We start from the raw sequence: 11,169 nt of genomic DNA, 5'->3' as shown, positions 1-11,169 counted from the left end.
TGTGCGTGATCGATTTGATATGTTTTCCCGATTCTACTGTGGAAGTAAATGTGATACATGTGTGCGAAATGCCGATGTATCTAATTTACTTCCCAAAATGTATCTAAATTAGTTCCGAGCGCTGGCGGTGGACAAAATTACTCCCTGAGCATACAAACACTTTTATTCCTGACCGCACTCAGCTTCATTCCTGCAGCGTTGCTGATGATGACAAGTTTTACTCGCATCATCATCGTCTTATCTTTATTACGTCAGGCATTGGGAACACAGTCGGCACCGCCGAATCAGGTCATGGTCGGACTCTCTTTGTTTTTAACGCTATTTGTGATGGGACCGGTGCTCGACAAAATTTATGCCGAAGCCTATACACCTTTTGCGGAAAATAAAATTTCCATGATGGAAGCGATGGACAAGGGAGCTGCACCTCTGAAACAATTCATGATGAAGCAAACCCGTCAGGCTGATCTCGCGTTATACGTCAAATTATCGAATACCCCTCAATTGCAAGGCCCTGAAGAAGTATCTTTGCGGGTATTGATCCCAGCTTTCATTACCAGCGAATTGAAAACAGCATTCCAAATCAGCTTTGCTATTTTCATTCCATTTTTGATTATTGATATGGTCGTCGCCAGCGTCCTGATGTCTATGGGTATGATGATGGTGTCACCGTCCATCGTATCGTTACCATTTAAGCTCATGCTTTTTGTATTGGTGGACGGCTGGCAATTAATCATAGGCTCTCTGGCGCAAAGCTTTTACTAAGGAAGAACATGACCCCCGACAGCGTAATGATGCTTGGCAGGCAGGCAATTGAAGTGACATTACTGGTTTCAGCACCAATGCTGCTGGTTGCGTTGGTTATAGGCCTGTTAGTCAGTATCTTTCAAGCGGCGACCCAGATTAATGAAACCACGCTTTCTTTTATTCCGAAACTGGTCGGAATATTCGTCACATTAATTATTGCCGGCCCGTGGATGTTAACCATACTGACTGATTATATGAGACAAGCATTCACCAGCATTGCAACGATGGCTGGGTAGTATCGCAACTATGCTTTCCGTTGGCAGCAGTGAGTTAATCAGCCTCATCACATCGTTCATCTGGCCTCTGACAAGAATTCTGGGGATGATTGCGATCACCCCTCCTTTTGGAAATAACACGGTTCCGGTACAAATTAAGATTGCACTGGGAGTCATGATTGCCCTCATTGTTGCGCCAACGATTCCTGTACACCCTGACGTCGATCCAGTCTCACTGACGGGGATCGTGATCCTCGCTCAACAACTCGTTATCGGCTTAGGCATGGGGTTTGTTATACGCATCGTTTTTGCAGCAGTCGAAATGGCTGGTGAGGTATCAGGTTTAACAATGGGCCTGGGTTTCGCCACTTTTTTTGATCCCTTGAGTCAGGGGCGCTCTTCTGCCATTGCGCAATTTCTGGTGTTGCTGACAACCTTGATCTTCCTGACATCGAATGCGCATCTTGCACTGCTCAGCGCGTTGATTGAGAGCTTCAAAACGATACCAATATCAACGACTCTACAAAGCGGATTCAATGTCCATAAACTGGTTATTTGGGGCGAACAAATTTTTATCACCGGACTCAGACTGGCATTGCCGATTGTTGCGGCACTACTCGTCATTAACGTTGCTCTTGGAATACTGACCCGTGCCGCTCCTCAACTTAATTTATTTGGTATAGGCTTTCCAATTACGATAGGTGTCGGGTTTCTGATGGTGGGTTTGATATTGCCTTACCTACTACTGCCGATTGAAAATTTATTTCAACAAGGTTTAGAAACAATACAATCCTTAGGGGCGCCAGCAGCAACTTCAACGCCACAATTAAAACCTCCCTCCAGTAAATAATGTGACGGATAAACCAATGCCTGACTACTTAACACTTTTTTCCTCAAAACAAATCAGGGAACTGGAAACGTCAGGAAAAAAACAGAGTCTCGGGACATCGTTAATGCAAAAAGCTGGCGAAGCCGCCGCCAATTTTGTGATGTCATTACTGGGACAAGTCTGCGCGCCGATTCTGGTTGTGGCGGGACCAGGGAATAATGGTGGCGATGCTTGTGAAACTGCCGCCAATTTATCCTCACATGGGTACGACGTCAGCATTTTACTTTGCGCAAACTCTGAAAAATACTCACCTGATGCGCTGTTTTGCTTCGAGCACGCTATCGCCAACGGTGCACGAGTTATTTCACCAAAAGATTTTCAAACAATACTGGAACCGCATTGGCGTCTGATCATTGATGGACTGTTCGGCATTGGCCTGACACGGGAAATCACTGGTGTCTGCGCCGATATCGTCGCCAAGCTGAACTCCATATCAAGTGAAAAAAATATTCCCATATTAGCCCTCGATATTCCCAGCGGACTCGATGCAGATACCGGAGTTGTACTCGGTGAACACAATATTGCGATACGGGCAAACTATACGCTGACGTTTATAGGAAACAAACCGGGATTACATACCGCCGACGGTAAAGACTACGCGGGCAAAGTAACCGTTGCTGATTTAGATATCCCAGAATATCTCTACCCGATAAGCACCTATTTTTTGAATTGTCCGGAAAGTTTCGAATTCGCTATGTCTGACCGCAAACAGAATAGCCATAAAGGAAGTTACGGCGAAGTCGTCATTATCGGGGGAGCGAACGGCATGACTGGAGCCGGAATACTCGCTGCACGCAGTGCACTATTTTCAGGCGCGGGCAAAGTTTTTATCGGATTCATCCATTCAGCAATAACTTACGACTCATCCTACCCAGAAATCATGTGCAGGAATGCGAAAGACATTCAGTATGCAACGGGAGTTATTGTTGCCGGTCCGGGCATGGGAATCTGTCAAACCGCCAAAGACATTCTGCATTCAATATTAGATTCAGATGCGCCATTGGTGCTTGATGCCGATGCACTTAATCTGATCGCATCAGATGTAACTCTGCAGGGAAAACTCAAAAACAGAACTACAGCGTCTATTCTGACGCCACATCCGCTGGAAGCAGCACGCATACTTGGAATGACAGTGAAAGAAATTCAAAGCAACCGCTTGTCTACAGTAAAGCAATTATCCACTAAGTTCAATGCGGTCGTGATACTGAAAGGTGCTGGCAGCGTCATTGGAAGCCCTGACGGTTCTTTGCGCATCAATACAAGTGGCAATCCGGGATTAGCGACAGGTGGCACTGGCGATGTTCTGGCGGGTCTCTGCGGCGCTTTGTTAGCGCAAGGATTCGATTGTTTTCATGCAGCGCAACTGGCAACATGGGTACACGGTAATGCCGCCGACATTCTGGTTAACAAAGGAGTCGGACCTTTAGGTATATGCGCGAGTGAATTACCGGTCGAAATCAGAGCTGGTCTCAACTCACTGGTAAATTCACACCGTAATCAGGTATAAAATTTACTCAACCAGGCTATTTATTTGCTCTGGATTTAATTTTTCAGTCGCCTGCTCACAAACAATCCCGGCACAAGAAATCGCGGCGGTTAATTTTTCAATTTGCTCTTGCTGCGATACAGCGTGATCAATCAACTTATGCAGTACCTTGGAGACAGGATCATCACTACTCTGCGTAACACCATACGCTGAAAACAGACTGTCACCGACTTGGTCAGTCGCACTGGGTTCTTTTTTGACGATATGCGCAGGGTTACCAACTGCAGTTGCACCAGCGGGAACCGGTTTCAGCACAACAGAGTTAGAACCAATTTTCGCGCCAGCACCTATCGTAAAGCTCCCTAACACCTTGGCACCTGCGCCAACAATGACGCCTGGCTCAAGGGTGGGATGCCGCTTTGCTCCGCGCGATAAGGATGTTCCACCTAAAGTCACACCTTGATAAATCGTGCAGTCATCACCTATCTCTGCGGTTTCGCCGATCACAACACCAAAACCATGATCGATAAATACTCTGCGGCCGATTGTTGAACCAGGATGGATTTCGATACCGGTAATTACGCGGGCGATATATGAAATAAAACGCCCCAACCACTTTAGACCATGAGTCCAGCACCATTTTGCCCAATGGTGCATCACGATAGCCTGAAAACCCGGATAGCAAGTCATTACCTCCCACGCATTCCGGGCGGCCGGATCTTTCTTAATAATGCTGGCAATATCTTCACGAAAATGGCTGAACATGTGGGAGTGCAATAAATAGACGGACTAGGATAGTAGCTTATTCAGAAAAAGTGCGCCGAAGCGCACTGAAATAGTATTAAAGATCAATTTTGGTTTTAAACAACTTTGATTAAGCGTTGACGTCTCGCCTCATACAAACAAACACCTGAAGCCACTGAAACATTCAAGCTTTCAACCGAACCGAACATGGGCACGCTAACCAGAACGTCGCAGGTTTCTCTGGTAAGCCTGCGCATCCCCTCACCTTCAGAGCCCATCACCAGCGCACTGCCACCCGTAAAATTCACGTCATAAATGGTTTGATCGACATCATCAGATGTCCCCACCAGCAAAATATCGCGCTCTTTCAACTCTCTCAATGTGCGTGCAAGGTTGGTAACGGTGATATAAGGCACAGTTTCAGCCGCACCACTTGCAACTTTTGCTGCAGTCGCATTCAATCCTACGGCCCGGTCTTTTGGTGCGATAACGGCATGCGCACCAACACCATCGGCAACGCGCAAACAAGCACCAAGATTATGCGGATCAGTAATTCCGTCCAGTACCAATAACAATGGCGGACCATCAATCGCATCCAATAACTCATCAAGATTGCGAGCCAGAGATAACTCTCCTGCTTTTGCGACGACACCTTGATGGCGACGGGTACCAACGATGTTTGATAAGCGCTGATCATCTGCTGGAATAACCCGGATACCTGCAGATTTTGCCGCATGCAACAACTCCTGCATACGCCGGTCGCTACGTCCGGAATCAACATAAATCTCTTCCACCGACGACGCTTCGTGACGAATACGGGAAGTCACCGCGTGGAAACCAAAAATCATTTTACTTTTCATATTACTCTTTACTAATTAACTTAACTTCTTCTTTTTGCAGTTTTTCCTGCCGGTTTACCATTCGATGGCAATTTATTTTTTCCGACTACAGGAGATTTTTTGGATGATTTAGAAGGACGACCGCCTGAAGATGCGCGTTCCAATTCCACATACTCAGTGGCTGATCCTCGTCTTGCCCCCGAAACCTTTTTACCCGCAGATGCAGAAAGTGATGGGGAATTTCTTTTTGACTTATCTGATCCTGATCCACGATTAGCAACCGTACTACCGACAACGTTTTGAACCAGGCTCAAGTCAATTTTACGTGCATCAAGATCTACGCGACTAACCTGTACTTTTACCTTATCGGTCAGCTGGTAACGCTTTCCGGTACGTTCGCCGCGCAGCTCATGTCTGGCTTCATCAAACTGGAAGTAATCAGCGCCAAGCTCGGTGATATGAACCAGGCCCTCAATAAAGATGTCGTCTAACTGAACAAAAATACCAAACTGCGTAACCCCGGTAATCGTTCCGATAAATTCTTCGCCCAGCTTATTTTTTATAAAGTAGCACTTCAACCATGCTTCAACGTCTCTGGATGCTTCATCAGCGCGACGTTCATTTGCAGAACAATGAGTTCCCAAAGCGTCCCAGATGGTGAGATCTTTCTCTGGCTTCTTTTTACCCGCTGCTTTATCCGCAACCTGCTGCTTACGCGCAGCATTTGAAATCGTCGTATTTAACAAGCTCAGATTGATGCCTTTGGGCTCATAAACCTTTCCTTGCAAAACCGCTTTGATCGCTCTGTGTGTCAGCAAATCAGGGTAACGTCGGATCGGGCTGGTGAAATGAGCATAAGCCTCATAGGACAAACCAAAGTGACCTATGTTGTCTGGGCTATAGACTGCTTGCTGCATAGAGCGCAGTAGCATGGTCTGCAACAACTGCGCGTCCGGTCGTCCTTTTACCTTTTCCATCAGCGCAGCATAATCAGACGCCGACGGGCTGTCTCCACCGCCAAGAAATAAGCCAACTTGTTTCAGAAAATTTCTGACTTGCGTTAACTTCTCTTTAGTCGGGCCGGCATGAATCCGGTACGTGCCCGGATGCTTGTAGGTTTCGAGTAAATTCGCAGCACATACATTGGCGGCCAACATACATTCTTCGATCAACTTATGCGCGTCATTTCTTGTGCGTGGAACGATTCGTTCTATCTTACCCGCAGCATTACAGATAATGTACGTTTCCGTGGTTTCAAAATCAATCGCGCCGCGCGCTTGACGGGCTTTCAATAATGACTGAAACACTGCGTACAAATTGCTCAGGTGTGGCACCAGCAACATGCGCTTGGCAGCGGCCGTTCCTTTCGTATTTCCGAGAATCTCAGCCACCTCAGTGTACGTAAAACGCGCTGCCGAATGAATTACCGCAGGATAAAACTGATAGGCCTTAATATCGCCATCTTGTGTTATCACCATATCGCAAACCAACGTCAATCGATCTACCTCTGGATTCAGTGAACACAGACCGTTAGACAGTTTTTCCGGCAACATGGGAATAACGCGACGTGGGAAATAAACGGATGTACTACGCAACAATGCATCCTCATCCAACGCGTCATTCGGCGTCACATAGTGACTGACGTCCGCAATAGCGACAATCAGGCGATGTCCATTGCTGCGCCCTATCTTTACGGGTTCACAGTAAACCGCATCATCAAAATCACGCGCATCTTCGCCATCAATCGTGACCAACGGAATATCGCGCAAATCTACCCTGTTTTCCAGATCCTTAGCCAGTACCTCAGACGGTAATTTTGATGCCATTTTTTTTGCTGCATCCGAAAACTCGTGAGGAACACCAAATTTTCTGACAGCAATTTCTATTTCCATTCCAGGGTCGTCAATATCTCCCAGAATCTCAACAATTTTCCCAACCGCTTGTGCATAACGAGTTGGCTGCTCAGTCAACTCTATACTGACAACCTGTCCTGCTTTCGCTTTGCCGGGAGAGCCCGCGAGTAAAATGTCCTGGCTATAACGCTTATCTTCCGGCGCGACAATCCAGACGCCATTTTCGTTTAATAAACGTCCGATGACATGTGTATTTGCCCGTTCCAGTATTTCAACGATGCTGCCTTCGAGACGCCCACGTCTGTCGGTTCCTGTAACTCGTGCTGTCACACGATCACCATGCAGTACCTTCTGCATTTCCCGTTCAGGCAAAAACAAATCTTCACTGCCGTCCTCAGGAATCAAGAAGCCGTAACCGTCTCGATGGCTGCTGACCTTACCCGAAATAAAATTATCCTGATTCGCCAGCACGAAATTTCCAGATTTATCTGATGTAATCTGACCGTCGCGTTCCATCGCGTTTAATCGTCGCGTCATACCATCAAGCTCCTCGGTTTTTACGCCCAACTTGGCTGCAATAGCATTCGCCGTCAGCTTTACTTTAGTTGTACGCAGAACACCTAAAATATCTTCGCGACTCGGAATTGTGTATAAATGCTTATTCAAATGTTGTGAATTTCTCTAAAAGTTAAATCTTGCCCCGAATATACAAGACATCGTTACAGTTTACCGGAGCGCACGTTATTTAGCTAACTATTCTAATCTGATCAGGCTCACGTCTTGACATAATACCGAAACAATCTATAATAAGCGCCTTCTGTCGCCCACGTGGCGGAATTGGTAGACGCGCATGGTTCAGGTCCATGTGCCGCAAGGTGTGGGGGTTCGAGTCCCTCCGTGGGCACCAAATTATTGAAAGCCCGTTGATTTTATCAACGGGCTTTTTCTATTTCACAATTCCAAAGTTCACTCATCTCGCATCTTCTCCCGAAAAAGTAATTCAAATTTTCGACTGAAAGTCGTAGTAAATTAATCCTGATTACTCTATAATTACGCCTTCTGTCGCCCACGTGGCGGAATTGGTAGACGCGCATGGTTCAGGTCCATGTGCCGCAAGGTGTGGGGGTTCGAGTCCCTCCGTGGGCACCAAATTATTGAAAGCCCGTTGATTTTATCAACGGGCTTTTTTTGTTCAAAAGAAATCTTTAAATTAAGCGTAGCAATCAATCAAATAAAAACGGGAGTCAATGACTCCCGTTTTTATTTCACACCATTAAGCCGTCTCACCTTTTTTCAGCCAGGCATTTAACTGATGCGGCCTGATACTATCGTACTCTTCAAATGGTTGATGAATCCATGGATTCGTCGCCAGATAATCAAGATGAAAATCAGGTGCGACAGAAGAACAAGCTTTGTACCAGATCACCGCGGACTTAACATCCGTTACCGCTGGAAAATTTTCGCGCAAGTGATGCAGAACACGCTCAAGCGTCACACCGGAATCAACAAGGTCATCAACAACCAAAACACGGCCCTGCAAAGCCCCCTTGGTCATAGAAATATATTTGCCGATATCCAGAGAACCTTGGACAGTACCAGCATCCTCACGATAAGAACTTGTCGAAAGAATTGCCAAAGGAACGTCGAAAATTCTGGAAAAAATATCGCCTGGTCGCAAACCGCCACGTGCAAGGCACAAGACCTGGTCAAACTTCCAGCCTGACTCATGCACTTTAAGCGCCAACTGCTCAATTGAACGATGGTAAGCATCCCAAGAAACCCACAGATCCTTATCCGTAGAAGCAGGTGTATTCATTTTTATTTTTCCTTTAAATAAACGGATGGCGCAATACGATAGTCTCCTCACGGTCAGGACCGGTAGAGACCATATCAACTGGCACTCCGACGAGCGCCTCTATGCGCTTAATGTAATTGCGGGCATTTTCAGGCAAAGCTTCCATACTCTTCGCACCTACAGTTGACTCAGACCAACCAGGCATTTCCTCATAGATAGCCTCGCACATCGCAGCCTCTTCTGCACCAACCGGGAAAATATCAACAATTTTTCCACCCAGTTTATAACCAGTACACAACTTCAAAGTTTCAACACCATCCAACACATCCAACTTGGTCAAACACATGCCAGAAACGCCATTAATCTGAACAGATCGCTTCAACAGTGCAGCATCAAACCAACCACAACGACGGGCACGCCCAGTTACTGTGCCAAACTCATGCCCAACACTCGCCAAATGCTTACCAACGCCCTGATCCGTCGGCAATTCGGAAGGAAACGGGCCTGAACCAACACGTGTCGTATACGCCTTAGTAATTCCAAGAATGTAATGCAGCATATTTGGACCAACGCCCGTACCTGCTGCAGCATTGCCTGCCACGCAATTACTTGACGTAACGAAAGGATAAGTACCATGATCAACATCCAGTAAGCTGCCTTGCGCGCCCTCAAACAGGAGGCTTGCGCCAGCTTTGTGCGCTGCGTACAAAGCACTGGAAACATCAGTAACCATAGGACGAATACGCGGAACTAAAGCCAACGTGTCATCCAAAGTCTTTTGATAATCAACCGCTGGCGCCTTGAGATAATTCGTTAACACGAAGTTGTGATAATCCAGGTTTTCCTTCAACTTCTCAGCAAAACGCTCTGCATTTAATAAATCAGCGACACGAATTGCACGACGTGCAACCTTATCCTCGTAGGCAGGACCAATGCCTTTACCTGTGGTGCCAATTTTGGCAGCACCACGAGCAGCCTCGCGAGCTGCATCCAACGCGGCATGGTAAGGAAGAATGACCGGACATGCCTCAGAGATTTTGAGACGGGAAACAACCTCTACTCCGTTTGCCTGCAATTTATCGATCTCGCGCAACAAATCTGGAACAGACAAAACCACGCCATTACCGATATAGCAAGCCGTACCCTCACGCATAATTCCGGAAGGAATTAATTGCAACGCAGTCTTTTGTCCACCGATCACCAGCGTATGACCTGCATTGTGGCCACCTTGAAACCGAACCACACCTTGAGCATGATCCGTCAGCCAGTCAACAATCTTTCCTTTACCCTCGTCGCCCCACTGGGTACCAATGACAACGACATTTTTTGCAATTTTATTGTTTGACATTACTCAACCTACATTTTGAAGAATCCATTGTTCACCATCGAATACGACCACACGATTGCAGTCAAATTCATCTTGTTCATTCTCATGCCCAGGGAGATTTTGAATAACCACCTCCCCTTCACTACGTAACGCTGCAATTTTCGACAACAAACCTGCATCACGACTCCAAGGGGCACGGATCGCCCCTTTCCTCTCTGCAACAGGCATCAGACGTGCCAATTCGCGCAAATCCAAAGAAAATCCCGTTGCAGGCCTGGAGCGACCAAAAGCCTCACCCACGTGATCGTAACGCCCACCACGCGCAACGGCATTAGGCAAACCTGGAACAAACGCACTGAACATAACACCACTGTGATAGTGATAACCCCGCAGGTCTGCCAGATCTATTGTTACCTTGTCGTTACCAACCAGATTAGCAAGGTACTCAAGCTCAGACAACGCAGACATAACGCCCCCCAGATTAGGCAGCTCTTTTCTTGCCCGACTAATGACAGACACGTCACCATACAAAGTTGGCAAAACCTGCAAAGCACGCCTGACCTCAGGAGAAAAACCTTCGCTGACACTTTTTATACTCGGAATATCCTTGGACTCTAACAGAGCAAACAATATATTCTCTTGTTGCTTCGCAAGTGGATCTGTTTCGAGTATTGCACGCAACACACCTACGTGACACAAATCCAGGCGCACTTGCTCAATGCCAGCCAGCCTTAAACAAGCAATCACCAGCTCCTGAATCTCTGCATCCGCCTCGAGTCCTGCATGTCCGTATATTTCAGCACCGATCTGAATCGGTTCACGCGTTGCATGTAACCCGGATGGCTTAGTGTGCAAGACGTTGCCAACGTAGCACAGGCGAGTCACCGAACTGCGGTTTAAAAGATGGGCATCAATACGTGCGACCTGAGTAGTCATATCTGCACGCACCCCCATTGTACGACCAGACATCTGATCAACCAGCTTGAAAGTACGTAGATTCATATCCTGACCTGCACCGGTCAAGAGTGATTCGATATATTCCAGCAAAGGAGGCATAACTAATTCATAACCATACAAACGGAAATGATCTAGAAAAACACGACGCAAGTCTTCAATCTTGCGAGCCTCAGAGGGCAAGACGTCAGCGATATTTTCAGGTAAGAGCCAGTTCGGCATGAAAAACAATCAAAAATTAAGAAAACGAGAGAATGAACTTT

Annotated in this window: 9 protein-coding genes, 2 tRNA genes and 1 pseudogene; 6 read left to right on the top strand and 6 right to left on the bottom strand. The window is 46.8% G+C overall.

Features of this window, described 5'->3' with window-relative positions:
• Nucleotides 1–114 precede the first annotated feature (114 nt).
• From fliP to Undi14_RS16385, 4 genes and pseudogenes are all read left to right on the top strand, one after another.
• Nucleotides 115–762 (top strand): annotated as a pseudogene (gene fliP, locus Undi14_RS16400) (flagellar type III secretion system pore protein FliP); the annotation flags it as partial.
• A gap of 8 nt (nucleotides 763–770) precedes the next feature.
• On the top strand, nucleotides 771–1,040 hold the full coding sequence (gene fliQ / locus Undi14_RS16395; RefSeq protein WP_186883524.1) for a flagellar biosynthesis protein FliQ: 270 nt from the start codon (nucleotides 771–773) through the stop codon (nucleotides 1,038–1,040).
• Between the two features lie 10 nt (nucleotides 1,041–1,050).
• Nucleotides 1,051–1,869 (top strand): flagellar biosynthetic protein FliR, encoded by an 819-nt coding sequence (fliR, locus tag Undi14_RS16390; RefSeq protein ID WP_200181573.1) that lies wholly within the window; start codon nucleotides 1,051–1,053, stop codon nucleotides 1,867–1,869.
• Between the two features lie 103 nt (nucleotides 1,870–1,972).
• Nucleotides 1,973–3,415 carry an NAD(P)H-hydrate dehydratase gene (locus tag Undi14_RS16385; protein WP_234030641.1) on the top strand — a complete coding sequence of 481 codons (1,443 nt, stop codon included), beginning with the start codon at nucleotides 1,973–1,975 and terminating at the stop codon, nucleotides 3,413–3,415.
• A 3-nt stretch (nucleotides 3,416–3,418) separates the two neighbouring features.
• Here Undi14_RS16385 and cysE read toward each other — a convergent pair whose 3' ends face one another.
• The 3 genes from cysE to rnr all read right to left on the bottom strand — a co-directional run bounded on the left by cysE (nucleotide 3,419) and on the right by rnr (nucleotide 7,496).
• Nucleotides 3,419–4,159, bottom strand: coding sequence for a serine O-acetyltransferase (gene cysE, locus Undi14_RS16380; RefSeq protein WP_200181569.1), 741 nt, complete (start codon nucleotides 4,157–4,159; stop codon nucleotides 3,419–3,421).
• A gap of 95 nt (nucleotides 4,160–4,254) precedes the next feature.
• Complete coding sequence (gene rlmB, locus Undi14_RS16375) at nucleotides 4,255–4,998, bottom strand: 23S rRNA (guanosine(2251)-2'-O)-methyltransferase RlmB (protein ID WP_200181567.1); 744 nt, start codon at nucleotides 4,996–4,998, stop codon at nucleotides 4,255–4,257.
• 20 nt (nucleotides 4,999–5,018) lie between these two features.
• A complete protein-coding gene (gene rnr, locus Undi14_RS16370) occupies nucleotides 5,019–7,496 on the bottom strand; it encodes a ribonuclease R (RefSeq protein ID WP_200181565.1) in 2,478 nt (825 codons plus the stop codon).
• 156 nt (nucleotides 7,497–7,652) lie between these two features.
• Between rnr and Undi14_RS16365 the strand changes: the two genes are divergently transcribed.
• Together Undi14_RS16365 and Undi14_RS16360 are read left to right on the top strand one after the other, a co-directional pair.
• Nucleotides 7,653–7,737, top strand: a tRNA-Leu gene (locus Undi14_RS16365).
• Between the two features lie 157 nt (nucleotides 7,738–7,894).
• A tRNA-Leu gene (locus Undi14_RS16360) sits at nucleotides 7,895–7,979 on the top strand.
• A gap of 124 nt (nucleotides 7,980–8,103) precedes the next feature.
• Here Undi14_RS16360 and Undi14_RS16355 read toward each other — a convergent pair.
• The 3 genes from Undi14_RS16355 to Undi14_RS16345 are packed head-to-tail and all read right to left on the bottom strand — an operon-like array spanning nucleotide 8,104 to nucleotide 11,128.
• Nucleotides 8,104–8,646: a phosphoribosyltransferase gene (locus Undi14_RS16355; RefSeq protein WP_186883530.1), complete on the bottom strand. Its 543-nt coding sequence runs from the start codon at nucleotides 8,644–8,646 to the stop codon at nucleotides 8,104–8,106.
• A 13-nt stretch (nucleotides 8,647–8,659) separates the two neighbouring features.
• On the bottom strand, nucleotides 8,660–9,973 hold the full coding sequence (locus Undi14_RS16350) for an adenylosuccinate synthase (RefSeq protein WP_200181563.1): 1,314 nt from the start codon (nucleotides 9,971–9,973) through the stop codon (nucleotides 8,660–8,662).
• 3 nt (nucleotides 9,974–9,976) lie between these two features.
• Complete coding sequence (locus Undi14_RS16345; RefSeq protein ID WP_200181561.1) at nucleotides 9,977–11,128, bottom strand: ATP phosphoribosyltransferase regulatory subunit; 1,152 nt, start codon at nucleotides 11,126–11,128, stop codon at nucleotides 9,977–9,979.
• Nucleotides 11,129–11,169: the final 41 nt, after the last annotated feature.

This window comes from Undibacterium sp. 14-3-2 (assembly GCF_016595265.1).
In the GTDB taxonomy this organism is placed as follows: domain Bacteria; phylum Pseudomonadota; class Gammaproteobacteria; order Burkholderiales; family Burkholderiaceae_D; genus Undibacterium; species Undibacterium aquatile.
Note: the sequence above shows the minus strand (reverse complement) of the source record. Positions and strands in the feature narration are given on the sequence as shown.

What these genes read in the sequence shown, in the direction of transcription:
- Undi14_RS16355 (WP_186883530.1), bottom strand. Translation starts at nt 8,646, where the DNA reads ATGAATACACCTGCTTCTACGGATAAGGATCTGTGGGTTTCTTGGGAT.
- Undi14_RS16385 (WP_234030641.1), top strand. Translation starts at nt 1,973, where the DNA reads ATGCAAAAAGCTGGCGAAGCCGCCGCCAATTTTGTGATGTCATTACTG.
- cysE (WP_200181569.1), bottom strand. Translation starts at nt 4,159, where the DNA reads ATGTTCAGCCATTTTCGTGAAGATATTGCCAGCATTATTAAGAAAGAT.
- rlmB (WP_200181567.1), bottom strand. Translation starts at nt 4,998, where the DNA reads ATGAAAAGTAAAATGATTTTTGGTTTCCACGCGGTGACTTCCCGTATT.
- Undi14_RS16345 (WP_200181561.1), bottom strand. Translation starts at nt 11,128, where the DNA reads ATGCCGAACTGGCTCTTACCTGAAAATATCGCTGACGTCTTGCCCTCT.
- fliR (WP_200181573.1), top strand. Translation starts at nt 1,051, where the DNA reads ATGCTTTCCGTTGGCAGCAGTGAGTTAATCAGCCTCATCACATCGTTC.
- fliQ (WP_186883524.1), top strand. Translation starts at nt 771, where the DNA reads ATGACCCCCGACAGCGTAATGATGCTTGGCAGGCAGGCAATTGAAGTG.
- Undi14_RS16350 (WP_200181563.1), bottom strand. Translation starts at nt 9,973, where the DNA reads ATGTCAAACAATAAAATTGCAAAAAATGTCGTTGTCATTGGTACCCAG.